The sequence below is a fragment of the Lachnoclostridium sp. MSJ-17 genome (assembly GCF_018918205.1).
Taxonomy (GTDB): Bacteria; Bacillota; Clostridia; order Oscillospirales; family Acutalibacteraceae; genus Ruminococcoides.
In genome coordinates this window covers 32,510-54,125 of sequence record NZ_JAHLQB010000082.1, presented here as the reverse complement: position 1 = coordinate 54,125, position 21,616 = coordinate 32,510, and the positions used below count along the sequence as shown (strand labels likewise).

The 21,616-nt window shown below is 51.9% G+C and carries 19 protein-coding genes; 18 read left to right on the top strand and 1 reads right to left on the bottom strand.

Annotated features, from left to right (window positions below):
• From KQI64_RS06960 to KQI64_RS06935, 6 genes are all read left to right on the top strand, one after another.
• On the top strand, positions 1–399 hold a 399-nt coding region (locus KQI64_RS06960; protein ID WP_216523987.1), incomplete at its 5' end, for a 4Fe-4S dicluster domain-containing protein.
• A gap of 286 nt (positions 400–685) precedes the next feature.
• A complete protein-coding gene (locus KQI64_RS06955; protein WP_216523986.1) occupies positions 686–2,050 on the top strand; it encodes a carbon starvation CstA family protein in 1,365 nt (454 codons plus the stop codon).
• A 46-nt stretch (positions 2,051–2,096) separates the two neighbouring features.
• Positions 2,097–2,933: a helix-turn-helix domain-containing protein gene (locus tag KQI64_RS06950; protein WP_216523985.1), complete on the top strand. Its 837-nt coding sequence runs from the start codon at positions 2,097–2,099 to the stop codon at positions 2,931–2,933.
• Between the two features lie 123 nt (positions 2,934–3,056).
• Complete coding sequence (locus KQI64_RS06945) at positions 3,057–3,854, top strand: alpha/beta hydrolase (RefSeq protein ID WP_216523984.1); 798 nt, start codon at positions 3,057–3,059, stop codon at positions 3,852–3,854.
• 176 nt (positions 3,855–4,030) lie between these two features.
• Entirely contained in the window at positions 4,031–5,644 is a 1,614-nt protein-coding gene (locus KQI64_RS06940) for a MutS-related protein (protein WP_216523983.1), read from the top strand.
• Positions 5,645–5,731: 87 nt separating this feature from the next.
• Positions 5,732–6,100, top strand: a complete 369-nt coding sequence (locus KQI64_RS06935) for a dockerin type I repeat-containing protein (protein ID WP_216523982.1) — start codon at positions 5,732–5,734, stop codon at positions 6,098–6,100.
• Between the two features lie 62 nt (positions 6,101–6,162).
• Here the strand turns inward: KQI64_RS06935 and KQI64_RS06930 are convergent, their stop codons facing one another.
• Entirely contained in the window at positions 6,163–6,855 is a 693-nt protein-coding gene (locus KQI64_RS06930) for a 5'-methylthioadenosine/adenosylhomocysteine nucleosidase (RefSeq protein WP_216523981.1), read from the bottom strand.
• 185 nt (positions 6,856–7,040) lie between these two features.
• On the opposite strand from KQI64_RS06930, the gene trhA reads away from it, so the two are divergent.
• The 12 genes from trhA to KQI64_RS06870 all read left to right on the top strand — a co-directional run bounded on the left by trhA (position 7,041) and on the right by KQI64_RS06870 (position 21,610).
• Complete coding sequence (trhA, locus tag KQI64_RS06925) at positions 7,041–7,691, top strand: PAQR family membrane homeostasis protein TrhA (protein ID WP_216523980.1); 651 nt, start codon at positions 7,041–7,043, stop codon at positions 7,689–7,691.
• A 607-nt stretch (positions 7,692–8,298) separates the two neighbouring features.
• A complete protein-coding gene (locus KQI64_RS06920) occupies positions 8,299–8,883 on the top strand; it encodes a hypothetical protein (RefSeq protein ID WP_216523979.1) in 585 nt (194 codons plus the stop codon).
• A gap of 72 nt (positions 8,884–8,955) precedes the next feature.
• Positions 8,956–10,851 carry a hypothetical protein gene (locus KQI64_RS06915; RefSeq protein WP_216523978.1) on the top strand — a complete coding sequence of 632 codons (1,896 nt, stop codon included), beginning with the start codon at positions 8,956–8,958 and terminating at the stop codon, positions 10,849–10,851.
• A gap of 15 nt (positions 10,852–10,866) precedes the next feature.
• Positions 10,867–12,333, top strand: coding sequence for a hypothetical protein (locus tag KQI64_RS06910; protein WP_216523977.1), 1,467 nt, complete (start codon positions 10,867–10,869; stop codon positions 12,331–12,333).
• 59 nt (positions 12,334–12,392) lie between these two features.
• Complete coding sequence (locus tag KQI64_RS06905; RefSeq protein WP_216523976.1) at positions 12,393–14,006, top strand: tetratricopeptide repeat protein; 1,614 nt, start codon at positions 12,393–12,395, stop codon at positions 14,004–14,006.
• Between the two features lie 13 nt (positions 14,007–14,019).
• Complete coding sequence (locus KQI64_RS06900) at positions 14,020–14,328, top strand: hypothetical protein (RefSeq protein WP_216523975.1); 309 nt, start codon at positions 14,020–14,022, stop codon at positions 14,326–14,328.
• A 20-nt stretch (positions 14,329–14,348) separates the two neighbouring features.
• A complete protein-coding gene (locus tag KQI64_RS06895; protein WP_216523974.1) occupies positions 14,349–14,675 on the top strand; it encodes a hypothetical protein in 327 nt (108 codons plus the stop codon).
• Positions 14,676–14,702: 27 nt separating this feature from the next.
• Positions 14,703–15,008 (top strand): WXG100 family type VII secretion target, encoded by a 306-nt coding sequence (locus KQI64_RS06890; RefSeq protein WP_216523973.1) that lies wholly within the window; start codon positions 14,703–14,705, stop codon positions 15,006–15,008.
• Positions 15,009–15,022: 14 nt separating this feature from the next.
• On the top strand, positions 15,023–15,970 hold the full coding sequence (locus KQI64_RS06885) for a hypothetical protein (RefSeq protein WP_216523972.1): 948 nt from the start codon (positions 15,023–15,025) through the stop codon (positions 15,968–15,970).
• Positions 15,971–16,034: 64 nt separating this feature from the next.
• On the top strand, positions 16,035–19,145 hold the full coding sequence (locus KQI64_RS06880) for an FtsK/SpoIIIE domain-containing protein (protein WP_216523971.1): 3,111 nt from the start codon (positions 16,035–16,037) through the stop codon (positions 19,143–19,145).
• Positions 19,142–20,695, top strand: a complete 1,554-nt coding sequence (locus tag KQI64_RS06875; protein ID WP_216523970.1) for an FtsK/SpoIIIE domain-containing protein — start codon at positions 19,142–19,144, stop codon at positions 20,693–20,695. The genes KQI64_RS06880 and KQI64_RS06875 overlap by 4 nt, the downstream gene beginning before the upstream one ends.
• Positions 20,696–20,707: 12 nt before the next feature.
• Positions 20,708–21,610, top strand: coding sequence for a WXG100 family type VII secretion target (locus KQI64_RS06870; RefSeq protein WP_216523969.1), 903 nt, complete (start codon positions 20,708–20,710; stop codon positions 21,608–21,610).
• The last annotated feature ends 6 nt before the right edge of the window (positions 21,611–21,616 follow it).

The following is a 21,616-nucleotide window of genomic DNA, read 5'->3' as shown; positions in this document are numbered from 1 at the left end:
CCCGTAGTCCGCGACTTAATCGTTGACCGCAGCGTTATGAGGGAAAACCTGATTGCGATACACAACTGGCTCGAGTCAGAAGCAAGTCAAAGCGAAAAAAACATTGACCTTGCCTACGACGCATCGCGTTGTATTCAGTGCGGTTGCTGCCTTGAGGTATGCCCGAATTTTACGGCAGGTGAGAGCTTTTTCGGTGCGGCGGCGTTTGTTCCTGCATCAAGAATTCTTTCGCAGCTCTCGAAAGGTAAAAAATACGATTTAGTGAATGAATACGGAAAGCATATATACAGCGGCTGCGGCAAATCGCTGTCCTGTCACAATATTTGCCCTGTCGGAATCGACATTGAACACAAGCTGAGCAATTCAAACGCCGTTGCGGTTTGGAAGCGGTTGTTCTAAAATAGAGCTTTGATTGAAGGTTTGTCGGGTAATGTTCCTCTCGCTGAGATGTTTAGAACAGAATGGTTCGGACAGGAGAAGTGTGTCCGAATGACAATTTAATAAGGAGCCTATGCTCGGAATGTATCGCACAAGGATAGTGGTATCTTTGTGCATTTTTTTATGTCCCAAAAAAACAAGGCTCAAAATAAGTCCTTAGTGTAATTTATTGAGGGCTTTTATATTGAAACAGCAGACGGATATGTGTTATAATGAATAAAAACAAATGTTAAAATGAGGGGTTATAATGATTTCATTGTTGATTTCCTTTGCCGTTTTGATCATCGGCTTTTTCGTTTATGGTAAGGTAACGGAGAAGATATTTTCGCCGGATGACAGACCGACGCCTGCCATCGCGATAAACGACGGCGTTGACTGTGTGCCGATGAAAACATGGAAGGCTTTTCTGGTACAGCTTCTCAATATAGCAGGCACCGGACCGATCTTCGGTGCGTTGATGGGCGCGGTCTTCGGGCCGGTTGTGTTCCTGTGGATCGTGTTCGGCTCAATTTTGGGCGGCGCGGTACACGACTATATGAGTGGCATGATCAGCTCCCGCCATGAGGGCGCGTCGATCGCGGAATTGTCGGGAACCTATCTCGGCAAGGCAGCGAAATGGGTTATGCGCGTATTTTCAGTCGTATTGCTCGTTTTGTGCGGAACGGTATTTGTCACCAGCCCGGCGGGTCTGCTTGACAAGCTCACACCCGATTGGATGAACGGCACCTTTTGGGCTGTTGTTATTCTTGTGTACTATCTTTTGGCGACGCTGCTGCCAATCGACAAGCTGATCGGAAAACTCTATCCGATTTTCGGTGTGCTTCTGATCGTGATGGCGGCTGCGGTCATAGGCGGTATTATTTTTTCGGGCGGTAAATACACCATTCCGGAAATCTCGCTTCAAAACCTGCACCCTAATGGCACACCGATCTGGCCGTATATGTTCATCACAGTCGCCTGCGGCGCGGTGTCGGGCTTTCACGCGACGCAATCGCCGATGATCGCTAAGTGCATTAAATCCGAAAAGGAAGGCAGAAAGATCTTTTACGGCGCAATGATCTCCGAATCCATTATTGCTCTGGTATGGGCGGCGGCAGGCGTGTCCTTCTACGGCACGACGCAGCTGCTCAATGAGGCTCTCGCGAACGGCGCGTCGAATGTGGTCTATGAGATTTCGACAGGCGTACTTGGCGTGTTTGGCGGCGTTTTAGCCGTTGCGGGCGTCATCGTTTGCCCGATCACCTCCGGCGACACCGCTTTCAGAAGTGCGAGATTGATTCTCGCCGAGACCTTCAAGCTGAATCAGAAGAAGATCAAAAACCGTCTGCTGATAACCATACCGCTGCTCGTCGCCGGCGGTCTGCTGACATGGTTCGCTATCGTCAATGATAACGGATTCCAGACGATCTGGCGTTATTTCTCATGGAGCAACCAGACGCTTGCGATGATTGCGCTTTGGGTTGCGACTGCGTACCTGCTGAAAAAGGGCAAATATCGCTTCGGTTCATTGCTGACAGCATTTCCTGCTGCGTTTATGACAGCGGTTAGCTTAACCTATATACTGATGGCGCAGGAGGGTTTCCGCTTAAACCAGACTGTATCATATACCTGATTATGTTGATTTGCAGACATAAAGCGTTCAAAGGAGGGCTGATACAATGAGTGTTATCGGTGAACAAATCAAAAAAATCCGGATTGAAAAGGGTATTACGCAGGAGCAGCTCGGCGAGCTTATCGGAGTTACAACGCAGGCGGTATCAAGGTGGGAGAGAGGCGGTACTCCCGACGCGGAGCTGCTGCCGAGGATCTCGGATATTCTGGGCGTCAGCACAGACGCTCTTTTCGGGCGCGAGGAGCAGAGCTATTCATTGGCTCTGGCACGGCGGCTCTGCGGCATGTCGCAGGAGGACGCCTACAGCTACGCCTTAAATATCTGCTGGGCGATTGAAATCGGACTGATGAGGGACAAGTCTATCGTCGACGACTTTATGAGCAAGCTGATGGACGACTCCGTAGGCGCGGACAGCAAAGCAAACGATTACTTCGCGAAGATCATTCAGGACTGCGGTATGTCGGTAATGCGTATCTCACCCGAATTCAAGCACTTTTTCCTGATGCAGGAGAACGGCACGGGCATCGGCAGCCACCTCTCGGATTTCGAGAGCCTGCGCAGGGTATTCGCCCTGTTTGCCGACGAGAAGCTGCTGCGGATCTTGTTTTATATCTACTCGCTGCCCAATATGCCTATCGCGACCTCCCTTATCAGCAAAAGCACCGGTATTCCCGTCAGGGAAGCCGACCAATACATGAAAAAAATCTGTGAGAACAATCTCGCCGTCCAGACCGTCGTAGCGACCGCCGAGGGTGAGATCAACACCTATTCCTTCCGCAAGGAGAGCTTTGCGGTGCCGCTGCTTTGCTTTGCCGACGAAATAGCCAAGAAGAATCTGCGCCCGTTTCTGGGCAGCTTTGACCGCAAAAGCAAGCTGATATAAACTCTCGATTGATAAATTACAGCTTGCGTTGAGTTTGACGGGGACGAGTTTATTGATTATTATTACGGTGTGTTTTATAATATAACCACAGGCAAAACAACGACAATAACAGGAGGAATCAACATGAAAAACGAGGAGCTTATAAAACTCAGCTTTACCTATCCCGAGGGGCAGGAGAGAACCGTCCGCGTTTACGTTCCCGAGCATGATGAAAACGAGACGCTGCCCGTGATTTATATGACCGACGGTCAGAATCTTTTTGAGGACGAGCTTTCGAGCTTCGGCAGCTGGCACACGCGCGAGGCTGTGGCGGCTGAACGAAAGAGCAGCGGCAAGGCAGCGATCATCGTAGGCATATTCAACGACGGCGCGCCTATTCAGCGCACAAACGAGCTAACTCCCGCGACGATCGGACGGTTCGTGTTTCCGCCAGAAATGCCCGAGGAAGCGCGTAAAATGTTTATTCCGCAGGGCGAGTCCTTTGACGATTTCGTAGTAAACACCGTTATGCCTGAGATCGAAAGTCGGTTTCCCGTCAAAAAAGGACGTGAAAACACAGCGTTCTGCGGCAGCTCGTCGGGCGGTCTGCAAACGTTCTTCACAGTCATGAGCCATCCGGAGATATTCTCGGCGGGCGGCGTGTTCTCACCGTGCTTTATGCTCTATGACGGAGCGGATTTCGAGAGCTGGGTGCGCGGCAAAGTCACGGAGCCGGCTCCGTATCTATACCTCTACAGCGGCGGAGACCCCGGATTGGAGGAGGTTATCTGCATGGTTACGGACATGACCTCAAAGCTGCTCTCGACCTGCTATCCCTCTGACAAGCTCAAAACCGTCATCAAGCCGGAGCAGAAGCACTGCGAGGCGGCGTGGGAAAAGGAATTCGAATGCTTCCTGCACGACTTCCTGTCAATGAATTGAATATGATAATCAAAGCAAGTCCTTCGGGGCTTGCTTTTTTCTAAACAGTATGTTTAACTCATCTTGATACGCTTGATTATTATACCGAACAGTTGATTGAAAAACTCCTGTTCATGCCTTAAAATGTAGTTGTACCGGACAGAAAACAACACGATTACGAAAAGGAGAACAAGCATATGGAACAGCTCAGTTTAATGTACCCCGCCGGAAAGGAACCCAACACCAAAACTCTCACCGAGGAAGCCTGCAACGACCTCTCGATCGATTTTCTTCTCAATTTTCTCACTGCAAACAAGGACGAAAGACATATTATCAGACGCATGATGCTCGAGCTCGAGAGCGACCCCGAGGTCATCAGCTACCGCTGCGACGTCTTTGAGGATATCATGCGTTTTCCGAATCTGCGCACAAGACTGGCGAACGCCCTCGACCAGCTCAATTATATGAAAACACTCGGCTCAACCTTTATGGACGAGACAGTCGCTCCTCTCTGGCAGCTGATCAACCGCCTGCGCGAGCTCGAGATTTACATCGGCTGCATTGCCGATATCTACAATGCGCTCGCCGATACCCCGGTAAAATCGGAGGGTATGCTCCGCCTCAAGGAATATGTGTCGGAGATCTACAACGGCAGCGGTTTTGAGTACCTCAGCGCTGACATCAAGGCTCTGCTCACCGAGACCTCGGAGATTCAGAGCATCACCCTCGGCGTCAATCTCGACAGCATGCTCCGTCCCGTAGAGGTCGGCATCATGTCCGTGAACCACAAGCGCTTCAATCACACGGGCGTGCTCGACAGGTTCATAAAATTCCTGCCCCAGATAGGCGCGATGATGGACGGCAGAGCGGTTGACAGCCTGACAAAGATACACTCCGGCGGCGGTACGGCTGAGGACGACCCGCTGATGAAGAACCTTTGCTCCACCATGACAAATATGCTCGGCTCGACCGTCAAGCACCTCAGCGGCACACTCTCGCGCTATGTGAACATCAACGGCTACAGCCTGACAAGATTCATTCCCGAGCTGCTTTTCTATATCAGATGGGCTGATTTTTGCGAAAAAATAATGAGTACCGGACTTCCCATGACCCGCCCCGTAATTCTCGACAGCGATAAGCGCTCGCTTTCCTCCAAAGGGATTTACAACCTCAAGCTCGCGATCATTAAATTCAAGGGTCAGAAGCTCGACATCGTACTGAACGATTTTGAGTTCGGCGGCGAGCACGGTATTTATATCATGACAGGACCCAACAGAGGCGGCAAAACCACCTTTACCCAGGTGATAGGCATTCTTTTCCTGCTCGCACAGCACGGAATTTACGTTCCCGCGGAATCGCTCAGTCTTTCTCCCTGCGACAATATCCTCACGCACTTTCCGGCTGACGAGAACAAGACCGTCAACCTCGGCAGACTCGGCGAGGAATCAAAGAGGATCAGCGAGATCTTTGCCGCCGCTACCGACAGGAGCGTGCTGCTGTTCAACGAGTCGCTCTCGACGACTTCATTTACCGAGGGTCTTTACATCGCGAAGGACGTTGTACGCGCTCTCAGGTGTCTCGGCGCGAGGACGATTTTCAACACCCATATGCACGAGCTCGCGACGGGTCTCGACGAGATGAACTCCGCTCCGGGCGATATGAAGGTCGCGTCGCTGATAACCGGCATTCACGAGGGACAGCGTTCATACAAGGTTGAGATCGCTCCGCCCGACGGTGTGAGCTACGCGCGCGATATCGCCGAGAAGTACGGCGTGAGCTTTGAGCAGCTGCGTCACTCAATTTGTGCGTAAATATCGCCCTCAGAGCTATTGACTTAAGTAAGCGGTTTGTGTTATAATCAAAAAAAGTTTTCAGCTCTGACGGAAGGGTGATTTGTAGTGAAAAAGTATTTTATCGTTATATCCGCATTTCTTGTATCGGCGATGCTTCTGTTTTCAGCCGCGGCTTTTGCAGGAAGCAGCTCGTATATCAGGGGTGACGCCGACGGTAACGGAAGCGTTACGATCGACGACGTTACTATGATCCAGAAGGTGTTGGCGGAGCTTGAGCCGGACGCCAACGGAAAAATTACAAAGCGCAGCAATATCGACGGCGACGTTCTTTCGATTACCGACGCGACGGCGGTTCAGATGTACATTGCTGGCTTCTCAAACGAGAATAAAATCGGCGAGACGGTCGAGGAACAGGTAACGACCCAGCAGCCCACGACGCGCTCATATGAGCTTCCGTTTATTCCCTGCAGATAAAACAAAAAAACAACAGCGTACACGCGGATGATAACCGTTTGTACGCTGTTTTTTTATTGATATCAGTCTATCTGAATGAACTTTTTCAAAACCCTGACGGTTCTGTCTGCCGCGAGCTGACTGAATTCCTCGTAGTTCTCGGGCTTGTTGAATTTAAAGTCGTCGCTGATTGAGCGGATGATCGCGAACGGCACCTTGTTCATATAGCAAACATGGCCGACGGCTCCGCCTTCCATCTCACAGCAGAGAGCTTCAAACTCAAAGGCGATCGTCTCACGCTGGCGCCTGTAGACGACGAATAGGTCGCCGGACGCGACTCTGCCTATGTTGACCTTGACGCCGATGCTGCGGCAGCACTCCGCAAGCTTTTCACAGGTAGCCTTGTCAGCGGGAATATCGATCCTCTTTTCGTTCGGCAACCAGATCTGTCCTTTTGGTTCCTCAAGCGCGGTGCAGTTGATGTCATGCTCAACGCAGTCGCTCGAGATAACGATATCTCCGATGATCAGATTTTTTGTAAGACTGCCGGCGATACCCGAGTTGATAATAACCTCGGGCTTGAAGAGGTCGATCATAATCTGTGTGCCTACCGCCGCATTGACCTTGCCTCTGCCGCATTCGAGAAGCGTTACGTCCTTGCCGAAAATCTTGCCGCTTATGAACTCAAGCCCCGCCTTTGGGGTAACCTCGGGGTTTTCCATAAGTGCCTTAAGTCCGTCCACTTCAATTTTTAACGCGCAAATAATACCAATCATTGTTGAACACCTCTCAATAATCTGTTTTTTAACGCAATAAGCATCTTTTTCTCTATTTTACCAAATCTTTATATGCATTGCAATATATTTATGCAAAATAGCAATATGATTTTTTGATTATTTACATGCCGGCTGTTTTCTGATATAATACTGTAACACAGAAACAAATATCCGGGAGGAATTCAATGGCTTCAAAGACTCCGAAAAGATACACGCTCGGCGAGGAGATTTTCAGCTCCGTTACTCACGGCGTAGGCGGTCTGCTCTCGATAGCGGGTACGGTCGTACTCGTCGTTTTCGCCGCGATATACAGCGACGCCTGGTCGGTGGTCGGCAGCGCGATATTCGGCGCGAGCCTGATAATTCTCTATTGCATGAGCACACTGTACCACTCTATCACAAACCCCGCGGCAAAGAGATTTTTCAGGATCATGGATCACAACACGATATTTTTCCTTATCGCGGGCACATACACGCCGATAACGATTTCTATCCTTCGCGGCGCGATAGGCTGGGTTTTGTTCGGCGTCGTCTGGGGTGCGGCGGTGATCGGGATCGTGCTCAATTCCATTGACCTCGAAAAATTCCGCAAGCCGTCCGTAGTCTGCTACATCGCAATGGGCTGGGTGATCATCTTCGCTATTCACCCGCTTCTGCAGGTGATGAACGCGTGGAGCCTGTGGCTGCTTGTAGGCGGCGGAGTGTTCTACACGGTCGGCGTGATTTTCTACGCTATAAAAAAGGTCAGGTATTTTCACTCTATCTGGCACATCTTCACGGTCGCGGGCAGCGTATGCCATTACTTTTCTGTACTGTTCGCGGTCATAAACAGATAAAACTCAGGAGCTGTCCGATTCGGACAGCTCCTATTTTACGCCTTATCTGAAGTTGAACTTCTTTATCTTCCACATTGCTTTTTCATTTTTGCCCTTCTTTTCGCCGCTCTGAACCGTCCTTTCTGAAAAGTTGTATAAATCATACTTTTCATACTTATATTACCGTGCGGAATATCACTTGTCAATATTTTTCTGAAAATTATTTATAATTAAAATTTATTCAGCTTTTTTTAAGGATTGAGTTATATACTGCAGTCAAACAAAAGCAAAACACTTAATTCAGATAACTCCTTTTAATTTTTCATAAATTCTCTCCTTTTTGAAAAGTACGGCTGTCGCCTTGGCAGCCGTGTTTTTCTTTTTGGACGATATTACAGCTTTGCCAAGTCAAAAATGTAAAATTTATCCATATTAATAGTAAAAACATACAAAAACAGCAATCTATTTTTGTGAATCCAAAAGTGAAAATGTTCACAAAAACGATTGTAACATTATGGACAAATTATGTAGATTGTGGTATAATACTAACGTGATTATGCACTTTTTTGATGAAATTGTTATTATTTTCACAAGCCTTCATTTGTTATAATGGGCAGGGAGGATTTGTATGAGCTGGAACAACTGCACACCGACAGAGGCACAGGACGCGTATGACGCGGCGAAATCCCGTTACAACCGTTCCGCCGAGGAGTATGTCTCCAATAACAGAAAGCTGGATGCCTGCTATGCCGACTACAAGGCTGCGGGTGCGAAAGCAGAATCCATGCGGTCCGATAAGCTCAATTTTGAGAAAAGGGTTGATCAGATCGCCGAAGTTATCCGTCTTCTGGACGACGGAGGAAGCGTAAATGAAAAGATAGGCGAGGCAAATCAGGTTGCCGAGACCGTCGAGACTCTGCTTGCTCAAAGCATCAAATGCAGCGGAGTAAACTGTCCGCCGCTCGGAAGGGTTCTGAAAACCCCGTTTGTCAGCGAGAACAGCTATTCGCTTGAGGCGCTCAACGGCTTGAAGAAGGAAAAGGCGAGGCTTGAACAGGCGATTCGCGACGTCAACGCAAAGCTTAACGCGCTCGAGCTTGAGGTGCAGCAGCTGCAGGGTCAGATGAATTCCCTGGCGCAGATTCAACACGATTTGTCAAGAGCGATGAACGCCTGCGCTTTTGATATGAACTACTTCAAAAAAAGGATATAAGCCGTGTGTTTTGATTGAGCAGGGTGAAGCAGTATGAGAATAGAGATAAAGGCACAAAGCTCCTTGTTTTCTATGGGATCTCCCGGAAATTTCAACGAGTATTTCAAGGAGTTATGCATCGATAAAGCAAAGGACAGGCAGCAGCAGGTTGCCGCCGCGTTCAAGGCTGTCAAATCGAATATTTACAATATGGACGGCGGCGCGGGCAATCTGGAGCCTGTTGTTGAACAGATTGACGAGCGCGTCAACAAGATTGAGGCGCAAAAGTCTGAGAAAATCGATATCGCTGTGCAGAGCCTCGGAGAATTCCTGCACACCGTCAGGATGGCTGACCAACGCGCGGCTCAGACGATAGGCGAGCTGAACGCGAAGTTCTACGAAGCCAATCCGTGGGCTGTACCGCCGCCTCCGCCCAAGAAAAAGAGCGCTTGGCAGCGGTTCAAGGAATGGTGCAAAAAAGCGGGCAAGGCGGTCAAGGACTTCTTCAAAAAGGCGGTCGACTGGGTCGTCGGCGTGGCGAAGAAGATATGGACGAGCGTCAAGGACTTTGTCGTCAAGCACTGGAAGGCGATAGTCAAGATAGTTGTCGGCGTGATAATAATCGCGGGACTTGCTGCGCTGTCCGTCTTTACGGGAGGAGCGGCAGCGCCTCTGTTCCTGCTTGCGGCAAAAGGAGCGGCGATCGCCGCCGGGGTAGGCGCCGCCACAACGGTGGTGGCGGGAATGGTTCAGGGAAAATCCGCCGGAGAGATATTCGATTCGGTAGGCGACGCGGTGCTTGTCGGAGCTGTAACGGGAGCCGTAGGAGGCGTAGCCGGAGCCGCGGCAGGAGCCGTCACCTCGGCGACAGGCTCTCAGGTTCTCGGACAATTAACTAAAATAGGCGTAGAAATGTGCGGCAAGATGATCGCAAAGGGCACGTCATATCTGATTGACCATGACGGCTCGCTCGACGGCTTCTGGAACAGCGAGGGCAAGGGCATTCTCGTTTCCGCAGGCACCTCGGCTCTTTCCACGGCGGGTGACGCTCTGTTTGATCAGGGCAAGGAAATGCTCGGCGAAGCTTTCGGCGGTCTGCAGGACAGTCAGCTCGGACACGCGATACAAAAGGGCTACGATTGGTGTCAGGAAAAGATGCCGACGATTACGAATATGGTTACGAACGCCGCAAAGGACACCGTTGGCGGACTTTCGTGGGGCGATTTGGCTCATCCGTCCGATCTGGCAAAATCCCTCGGCAAGGGCATGGTCGGAAACCTGCTCGGACAGGCTTCGGGCGCGGTTGGCGACATACTTACAAACGACCTCAATAACATCACCGGCGGCACTGTGAACAGCGTTATCGACAGTATAAAGGGCAGTGACTTCGGTCAGGCGATCGGCAGCGCTGTAGACACAGTCAGCGGAGCGATAGGCGATATATCCGGACAGATAAGCGGAGCGATAGGCGATATATCCGGACAGATAAGCGGAGCAATAGGCGATATATCCGGACAGCTGGGCGGAGTCATAGGTGACATCAGCGGTCAGTTCAAGGGAGTCGCGGGAACGATCGGCGGCATAGCCGGCGACATCGCGGGTCAGATCAGCGGCTCTATCCCGAGTATACAAATGCCCTCGCTTGACGGCATAGCCGGAAGCATCGGCAGCGCTGTAAGCGGAGCAGTCGGCGGAGTGGTCGGCGATATTACCGGCGCGATCGGCAGCGCGGTCAGCACGACCCTGCCCGCTCTCGGAAAGATCGAGGGAGCGTTAGGCGGCATTCAGGGCAACCTGGGTCTTGCCATTGATTCGGTCACCTCGCAGTCGCAAAGCGTTGTCACTGTTATTATGCCGGATTTTTCAAAGCTCGGCGGTCTGCAGGGCAGTCTCGGCATGATAGGACAGGCGGCTTCATGCGCCCCGGCTTCACTGAGCGCCGCTGCAGGAGCAACTGTAGGCAGCTGGATGTCAAACATCCGTCTGTAAGAGAGGTGAAGCTGTTTGGGAGAGGTTAACCACATTGAAATAGATAAAAACGCGGTTGAGGAGCTTGGAAAAATCTGGGAAAATCTTCTCGGCGCGAAGGAGGGAATAAAAGAATCCTTCAATAAAGCCATGCGTTCAATGCACAACATGAGCGGAGGACTGGGCAATACGGCTGAATCTGCGGAGCAGCTGCAGAGCCGAATGGCTCAGGTTGAGGAACTCGCGGAGCTTATGGTAAAAATGCCGGGCATTAATATTCAGCGCTTTATAAAAAACGTAGACAACGCGGATATGCGCGCAGCACTTCTGAGGGCTGACATAAAGCGCATACGCGCGGAGAGGGTAATAAACCTGACGGAGGAGATATCGGCTTATCCTCAGGCAGAGCGCGGAAAGCTGCTCGACATGATAGAGGACGCTGATATCCGCCGCGGAGTCGAGGAGAGCATCAGGAGAAAAGAGGAGGAAGCCAAGGCGAAGGCTAAGGAGAAAGACGCCTCGCTTTGGGATAAGTTCGCAGAGGCTTACGACAAATCCTACGTTCCTTATGACTACGTGATGTACGGCGAGACGCGTCCCGATGGGGACGAAAAGGCGATGGAATACGTCAGGGAAAAGACCGACGGAGTGTTCCGTGACTTCGGACACTGGTGGGAGAATACCGACAGTATCCTCGCCAAGGCAGGTGTACTGACGGGCGCGGTTGCGGCGATAGCTCTGCTGCTGTACGCCACCCGCGGAAAAATCCTGAAAATCGGCTTGAAGACCGCGCTTCCGCAGATGGCAAAGGGTGCGACGATATTCGGTACAACAGGCGCTGTGTTCAGCGCGGGAGCCACGGCGGTACAAGGCGGCTCTGGCTCGGATGTAGTCAAGAACGCGCTTATCGGCGGCGGTCTCGGCGTTGTCGGCGGAGGTCTGTGGGGCTGGGGCTTTGCGGCTGAATCGGGAGCGCTGATGTTCACGAGCGGCTTCACAACAAGCGTCGGAGGTTCGGCGATCAACGCGTACCGTGACGGAACCGAATTTGACGCGGAGCTTTTCGCGAGGATATACGCGAAATCCGTCATCAGCGGCGCATTGGATATGTCACTGGGAAAGGCGCTAAGCGTTAAGCCCGACCCGGTAAAATTTAACGTTTCATACCCAATGCCGGACTCAGAGATTCTGAAAAATCTCGGCATACATCAGAGGATCACGAGGATAGACAAGTTTATTCTCCCGTTCGGAGAGCATTTTCAGACGGGAACCGGCGGTTTCCTGACCGAAATAAACGTATCAAAAGGTTTTATCCGCGGAGATAAGCTGTATTTCACGGTTACTCAGGAGAATATCCTCAGCCCGGAGCTGAAGTTTCTGCTCAGCGGCTTGAAGGATTCGACGCTTCCGTCGACAGGTTCGGTTATCGGAAGAGGAGCAGTGAACAACGACCCCACGGACATAATTCTGGACACCTTCTATGTCCCGACCGTAAAAAAATAAGTCATCAGCACCGAAGGGTGTTTAAATAAAAATGTAAAATCATAAAGAGGTGGTTTGAATTGGATATTGAAGCTTACAAGGAGTATATCGCCAACGCCGACTTAGCGTTTGCAAACGGCAGGTTTGAGAACGCCGTCGCGTGGTATGACAAGGCGCTTGCCGAGGCTCCGGCTGACGAGTACGCGCTCTCAAAGGCGGGTACCTCTCTTGTTTCACTTAACAGGTTCGACGAGGCGTTCGGATATTTTAACCGTGCTGTCGAGGCAGACCCCGAGAACGGCGACAATGTTTTTAACCTCGCCAACGCGTACTTCTTCTCGGGCGACATTCCCAAGGCTATAGACAATTACACGAAGGCGGAGATGATGAAGTGCTCCGACGACGTAAAGGCGCGCATCTACTACCAGCTCGCGCTTATGTGCAGCATCAAGCGCGACTACAGGGCGGCGCTTATCAATTACCAGAAGTACGAGGACGCCGACAAGACCGGTCAGGCGGCTCTGGATACCGACGTTATTTCGGAGAGGGTCAACCTCTATATCCAGCTCGAGGATTACGACAACGCGGTAAAATACGCGGTCAAGTGGCTAAATCTCGCGCCGTCGGATATCCGCAGCTATCTTGTTTATTTCAATTTGCTCACCGCGACGGGCAAGTACGAAAAGGCGCTGTCTGTCCTTGACGACGCGGAGAAGTTCGCCGTAAAGAACGAGGACGAGAAGTACGCTCTGGACGTCAGCCGCTCGAATCTCTACATCAGCGTGGCGGGCACGGAGTATGACAAAAACGGCGATTTCAATCAAAAGGCGTACGACCTGATGAACGAGCTTATCGTCAGTCCCTACGGCACTCAGGACAGCAAAAACGAGCTCGTGCTCGGTCTGGGAGAGCTGTGCATTTCGATGGGCAAGGTTGACGAAGCTATCGAGCTGATGAGTATTCTTACTGCTGAGCCCGAAGCCGGGGAAGCCCCGGAAGCAAACGGCGGGCCGGTCGATCTGACCGTTGACCCGGCTGAGATCGACGCAATGCTCGAAAAGGACATGGCTGAGATGGACGCGAAGATCTCCGCGGGTGAAATCAGCGAGGACATCGCTTCAATGGCTACGGTTTCCTATGACGAGAACGGCAGACCCGTCCGTGAATACCCGGAGGGCGTGTTCGGCGAGGTAGACGGCTACCAGCTTCCGGAATTCAAGGGCATCGACATGGAGGCTCTGAAGAAGGAGGACGACGAACAGGCGGCTGCCGACGCGGCTGATTTCCGCGCGAGAGTCAATTATACATTGCTGACCTGCTACGCGTTCAAGGAGGATTTTGAAAAGACCCTTGAGTACGCGCGCATCGTCAAGCTCATTCCCAACAACACCTACTACTCCTATTTCGGCAGATATTCCGAGGCGTACGCCATGCGAAAGCTCGCTGAGCAGGGAAAAGGCGTCACTCCCGATGAAGCAAAGAGGAAGTACGACGAGGAGCTTGCATTCTTCCGCGCCGAGATGATCAAGGCGAACGAGAACTCCGCCTTTGCTCTGTTGTTCCGCACCCGCATGTACGCCGAAATCGGCAAGTACACCAAGGCTGAGGAGCTTGCCGAGCTTATGACCGATGACGACAGACAGTCGCTGATGAATTACATCGCGGAGTGCAGAAGCCGGCAGGAAGCGAACTGACGGAGGTGCTTCAATGAGCGAAAGACACATTATCATTGACGAGGAGGAGCTTACAGTTGCCGCTAACAGCTTCCGTGAGCTGACTCAGGAGGTCAACGCCCTGCACAAGGACATCGAGACCATGCTCAATGATTTGAAAACCGGCTTTGACACCCCGGCGGGCAGAAAGTTTTACAACTCCTGCGCCGAGGGCTTGCTCAAGCCTATTACCGAGCAGGTTATCGTTATCGAGCATATTGCCGACAACCTTGTTCAGGCGAAAAATATCTACTCGCCCGTTTTTGACGAGTACCGTGAAATCGTAACCAAATTAAGTAATTAATTGAGAGGAGAAATATTACTATGGCATCCATACTTTCAAGCGCGATGATCACCAACGCGCAGGGCAGCGTATCAACCTACGTGAATACCGCTACAGAGCTTTATTCCGAGCTGCAGTCGATCATCAACAACCTGACGAGCGACGGTTTTCAGGGCGACGCCGCCAACGGCTACCGCGAGTTCTTTGTAAACAAGGCTACTCCCGCTCTGGGAGCAAACCTCACCGAGCCCTCGGGTTCACTCACCGCAGGCATCAACAATATGCTGAACACGATCAAGGAGCAGCTGCTCGACACCGTTGACCCCAATCTCGGCAAGCTTAACCAGGATCCCGGTCAGGGCGCGTAATGAAGTGAGAAAAGGAGTGTATTCACCATGGCAGATATAGTTTTTAAGTATGACGCAATGAGAACCGCAGTTAACCAGATCGCCGACATTTCGGCGCGTTACAAGGCTGCTTCAGATAAGTTTCAGGCTGACTTCGCCGACGCCGTCACCGGTTGGGAAGGCGCGAGCAAGGACAAGATGACCGCGTTTATCACAGGTCCCGTCAACGAGTATATGGGCACCACCGTTCCCGGTATCGTCACAGCTCTCGCCGAGCTGCTCAAGGCTAACGCAGACCAGATGGAGCAGGCGGATCAGCAGATAGCGGATAACATTCCGACCTCGCTCTCGTAGCGATTAATTGAGTTATGGAACAGAAACAAGAGATTATTTCCGGGAATAACGGCGCACAGCAGGAAATATCGGGCATTGACCGCGCGCGGGAGCTATTTGAGTACGAGATGACAGAGGTGCTGCTCAACTTCAAAAACGAGGTAAAGTCCATGAAGGGCAGCGCGGAGTCAGAGTATCTCAGTATGGAGGTCCCAAAAGCGGGAGTGGAATGCAATATTCCCGAGATCGCGGTCGAGGGCATAGATTACGGCGAAGCGGACACGGCTGTAGCTATTGACAGCAGTTCGCTGCGCGTGGATACAAACGTCGTCTTTGACGGCGATATTCCGTCCGCTGCAATCGCTTTTGAGCAGAATAGTTCAGAGGCTTCGGTCGACGCTGCGGCGTTTGAGGCGGCTTCCTTTGACGTACCTGTGGTGAAGCTCGCGGAAAACGCGCCCGAAGTGACAAAATTATCGGTTTCCGTCGACGCGCCAACGGTGCCCGAGGTCAACTCCGCTCTCTTTACCGCGCCGCAGAGCGAGACCGCCGTTTCGGTTGAGTTACCGGAAGAAAAAGCTGCGGTTGACTTCATTGCTCCGCAGATTCAGACCTCGGCGGACGTTAAGGTGCCCGGAACAGAGCAGGTAGCTCTGCCTGCAATACAGGCGGTTGAGCAGGAGTCTGTCAGAATAACCGCCGTGGAAGCTCAAAAGCCCGAGCTGCCCGGTCTGCCGGAGCTGAATGAGGAATTGCCCTCTGTCAGCGTACCCGTAATTTCTGACGTGAAGCTTGTACCGGAGCTGTCCGCGCCGAAGGCTGCGCTGGATATCGACGTACCCGACGCGAGCGTTTCGTTTGACGGAATCACCGTTTTGCCCGAACAAGCAGCGGCGGAAATCGAATATCCCGAGATACCGGCTCCTCAGGATTTTTCGGCGTACTACGCCCAGATAACGGAAGCGATAAAATCAGAGCAATAAGAAATAATACGGCGCTGTGCGGCTTTTTTGCCGCAGGCGCCGGATGCTGCGAAAGGATGAGTTTATGGAAAGCAATAAGCTGCTGATAGGCGTTCAGTTTATTGACCCGAAAAATAAAAATGAAAATCTGGTTTTTGAGCTTATCGTGCTGCGTGACCTCACCCTTAATCAGTTGATGGACGGAATCAGATACGGCTTGGCAAAAAAGGGAAACGACCCCTTTTATACGCGCTGCAGAGAGATTTTTGAACAGTGCTCGGAATGCGGCGCGGACGGTCTGTACCGCAAAATGACAATGACCTCGTACAACGACGCAATCGCAAAGCGCAAAAAGCTCAGCGACCGCGCCGTTATCACAGACGCTGATATGTCTGAAACACTCGTGTCGATAGGCTTTATTTCCTCGACGCGCCTTGTTTTTGACCCCACGGAGCGCTACCGTTCCTATGAGATAAACACCTCCGTGGTGATTCCGGCGTTCAATCCGGCTGAAAATAAAAACGAGGGTATCGCGTTTCCGAATTACAATATCAGTACGCGCCAGCTGACACAGTTCGACCGCACCCCGGTTGAGATCATTCCGCCGACCTCTCCGCCTCAGAAGCAGGAGCAGAGTGTTTTCTTCCTGCTGCTTCCGACGGTGATTATGATAGGCATCACCATACTTACAAGAATAATGACGAGCGGTGCGGGTTCTCTCGGAGCGGTACTGCTCAGCGCCTCAATGAGCCTTGTCACCGTTGTGCTGTCGGTCGTAAACTATATCCGTCAGGGCAACAAGTATAAAAAAGACCTCAAAAAATGGCGCACCGACTACGAGGCGTATATCGACAAGACGATAGCATCGATCCTCAAAAGACAGGAAAAGGACTCCGCGGAGCTTGATAAGCTCTACCCCGACGTAAACGAGCTTTTTGACGAGAACAAGCCGTCGTCGAGCGTATACGGCGTTATAGGCAGCATCTACAGCCGCAGCCAGCGTGACGCGGATTATCTCACAGTCCGTCTCGGCACCTCAGACAGCATTGAAAACACCTTTGAGATCAAGGGCAGCAGCCGCAGCGTGATCTTTTCGTCCGAGGGCTTCAAGATCAAGTTTGACAAGGTCAAGCTCTATCTGTCAGAGGACAAGGACTACGACAACCAGAACGACGAGACGTTTTATCTCACCAATCTTCCCGGCTATATCGCTGACAAGTACAAGTACATGAAGCGCGCGCCTATGCTGTTTTCGCTCAGAAACTGCGGAGCTCTGGGTATTGTCGCGCCTAACGCATTCTTTTCGGAGCGGCTTATTCAGCGCATGATTTTCGATCTGTGCTTTTATCATTCGCCCGACGATCTGCAGTTTATCATTTTATTCAAGCCTACCGATGACCGCAGCGAAATCGAAGCGGCTATCGGCAGCTACAAGTTCATGCCGCATTTCCGCGAGCTCTTTCCCGACCGCGCGCAGTTTGTCTTTGACGGACAAAACGCCGGTATGGTTTTCAGCTCGATGCTCAGCGTAATGGGCGAGAGAGCCGCGTCGGCAAATCAAGGCGTGAAATTCCCGCATATTGTGATGATCGTATATCACGAGTACGATGTCAAGGAACACGCCTTTGCCCAGTATCTTCCCGAGCAGCCCGAGCCGGGCAAGCCCTACGAGAACAAGCTGGGTCTGACCTTCATCTTCCCGAAGCAGTACAAGGAGCATCTGCCCGCGTACTGCGACCATGTTATCAGCTTTACGGACGAGCATACCGCAGAGCTTATTCCGCACGAAAACTCACTGCTTAAAACCGCATTCAACTTCAACGTTTCACCTGACTGGAACGCCAGAATTTACAATACATCAAAAATCCTTTCCTCGCTCTGCTATTCGCGCATTTCGCAGAACGGAAAGGTGCCCTCGGCGGTCAGCCTTTTTGAGCTGTACGGCCTTTCAAAGAACAACCTCGACATTGCGCAGTTCTGGGACGCCGAGGGAAGAATCAACGTCAAGGAAACCCTGTCCGTGCCCATAGGCAGAACCGAGAACGGACTCACTTACCTTGATCTGCACGAAAAATTCGACGGTCCGCACATGCTTGTAGCGGGCACTACCGGCTCGGGTAAGTCCGAGACGATCATCACATATCTTCTCGGGCTTGCGCTGATGTTCCGCCCCGACGAGGTCAATATGATGCTCGTCGATATGAAGGGCGGCGGCTTTATCAAGCGTATAGGCACCCTGCCTCACGTAGTCGGCTCCGTAACCGACGTCGACGGCGATGAAAACGGAACAGGCGCGGAGTATATGCTCAAGCGCTTCCTCGACGCTCTCCGTTCAGAGATAAAACGGAGAAAAATGCTGTTCAACTCCATGCGCGTCGACAACATCAACCAGTATATCAGCGCCTGCCGCGATATCGATTCCCATATCAAGCAAATCAACAACACCCTGCGCGGCGAAGGCGCGAAGCTGCTGTCCGAAGCCGAGGAGCAGGCTATCCGCGATCAGGCGCGTGACAACTGCCTTGCGCATCTGATTCTCGTAGTCGACGAGTTCACGGAGCTCAAGCGCTTTTCTGGCGAGAACGACGACGTGGATTTTATCGGCGAAATCACCACGATCGCCAGAGTCGGACGAAGCTTAGGCTTCCACATCATTCTTATCTCACAGAACATCGAGGGCGCTATCACCGACGATATCCGCGTCAATTCAAAGTCGCGTCTCTGCCTTAAGGTCGCGACGCGTCAGGCTTCCAAGGAAATGATCGGAAACGACCTCGCCGCAAGCCCCACAATGCCGGGCTACGGACGCGCTTATCTGCTCGTCGGCACAGGTCAGAAGTTTGAGTATTTCCAGTCCGGCTACGCCGGAGCCGTTGCCGAGGAGAACTTCGAGATGCCCATGGAAATCACCGAGGCTTCCAAAAACGGAGTTTACACCAAGTTCTACCGCTCCGAAAAGGACAACCTCGCCGCCAAGAAGCGCAAGAAGGAGCTCGAGGCTCAGGGCAAGCTCGAGAGTCAGCTCAACGCGATCGTCGGCAGCGTCAGAACCTATTACGATAAAAACAAGGAAAAATATCCTAAGGTGCATATTATTTTTGAAAAACCGCTTCCAAACCGCGTCGTTTACGAGAGCGGAGCGCTCTACGAGGAAAAGGACGGTATTTTTGAGCTGATGAAGGAGGTGCGCGAATGAGCCGGATAGCAATGGGCATCTATGACGACCTCGACAATCAGACCCAGCCGCTGCTGTACATCGACCCCGCCGCGAACAACGTCATCGTTTTCGGCGGTCATCAGAGCGGAAAAACCACCTTTCTCAAGACCATGCTCGTAAGGCTGCACGAGAATCTCGACCCTGACCGCGAGCGCGATATATATATCCTCGATTTCGGCGGAAACCTCGGCAGCTACCGCGATTTGCCGCTTGTGTCGGCGTGCTTCGACAATTCCAACGCGGAGAATATCCGCAGGGTGTTCCGTTCTATCGACGACAAGCTCGAGCAGAACAAAAAGCTGCTTGCCTCGCGCCGTTTTCTCGACGTGTATGAGAGGGACGGCGGCGAACGCCCGGCGCATATCATGCTCGTGATCGACAACCTCAACGCCTTTTTGTCCGACGACCAGTTCGCTTCATATCACGAGATGCTGCTCAAGCTGTGCCGTGAGGGACTTTCGAAGGGACTGACCCTTGTCTTTACCGCCAACGATTTTTCGGGCGGAGTCAGCAGAATGCTCGGCAGCTTTGACCGCCGCTTCGCGCTTGAGGGTACGGCGGACAAGTACATGGACATTTTCGGAATGCGCGTCGGCGAGCCAATGAGCTGCCCCGGCAGGTGCGTGACGATAACCGGCGGAAAGCCCAGAGAAACGCAGATTTTCCTGCCCTTCCGCAACGAGGAGAGAGATTTGCCCATGCTCAGGGACGCTCTCGCGGACGTCGAGGTGAAAACCGACAGGCTCACCGCCTTTGACGGCGATCTGACGCTTGAAAACTACTCCCGCTTCGTGTCAAATACCGTTGACGAGGACATCGACCCTCGCTGGCCTGTCGCGGGACTTGATTACTACGACCACAAGCCCGTCGCGATCAATATGCGCGACGTTCACTCAATAGCCATTTACGGCAAAAAGAAATTCGGAAAAACCAACCTTCTCCGCCTGCTGGTGAGAGATATCCGCACTTCTTATCCCGCGTACACCTTCGTGTTTTTTGACGACGGCAGGCAGCAGCTTTCTGATATTTACAAGGAAGCGCCCGGCAGAGGAGTTTACCTCACGTCAATGGAGGAGCTGAAGAATTTTCTCGACGAAAACGGTTACGCCGCAAAGCTGGAAAGAGGAATGATCAACAAGAACTTCGTCGAGCGTCCGCACGCCGGAACCGTGTTTGTAATGCAGAGCAAAATGCTGTTTCAGGCGACGGGAGCCCAGCTGCTGAAAAACGTCTTTCCGAAGATGATTGCCGCAGCGGAGGAGAAGAACTACTGGTTCATCTTCTCTGACGTGCGCAAAATCGCCAACAACGACCGCGACACCGAATCCTCGCTCAACAACAGCATCGCGGCGGCGTTTTTGCTTGACAATATAGCGGAGTTCGTCGCTGACAGAGGAAGCCGTTCCGTGTTCGGCGAGATGGATCCAAAGGAGCTGAAAAACGAGTACGCCCGCTGTGAACTGGGCGACGGATATTATTTCGATATAGAATCCGACGAATTGAGAAAAATCAAGATCATCAAGGTGTAAGGAGGGATCGGATTGGCTTATCATCGCAGGCATTATACTCCCAAAACGGGATTTACACAAAAGAGCCAGTCATGGGACAGGCTTAAAAGACCTAAACTAATTAAAGGCCGTGCGTCGGAAAAGAGAATCGGCGATTTGTTCAAAACTGAGAATACTGCGGACGCTGTCGCCAATATCATTGAAAACGGAGAGGCGGCAGGCAAGAGCAGCGACGAGATATTGAACGACGTAAAAAATTATCTCGACGGCGCGACCGGTTCATCTTCGTCTGAAAATGCAGCAACAGGCGGTAGAAATGAATGGGTAAGGATCAAAGACTATTTAGAAAACAGACAGAAAACCGGTTCTTTCCACAAGCTGACGGATGAAGAACGGAAAATGATCAAAGACGCGGTAAAAAAAGAAATAGGCAAAGAGTTCATCGACAAAAACAACGGCACGACGGCTCCTGTGAAAGGCAGTCCGGGCAGAGCGGACGAGACCTCGCAGGACTTTGCCAAAGCTACGGGTCACGACTCCTCCTCATCAGTCAAGTCCGAGGTGGCAGATCCCGCCGCGACCGCAAAGGATAAGGACGACGCAGGCTCAGGCTCGGCTCCGTCGGGACAAGAGAGCGAGTACCACTGCGTCGACACCCGCGTTATTGACAGGTGCATCGAGCAGAAGGACAGCTTTATCCGCAGGTATGACAAAATCGTGACTGACTACAACAAAATCGTCGACCGTCTCAGCGCAAACTGGGTGGGCAGAGGAGCGGACGCGTTCATCAATGACGCTCGCGTAGTCAGGACAAACATCACGGGTATAGCGGATATATTGGCGAACATGGTCAACGTGCTGACCGATATCCGTCAGGTGCTCGGCGAAGTGGATCATCAGCTCGGCGAAAGCAACCCTAATCCCGATGCTGAATAAGGACGG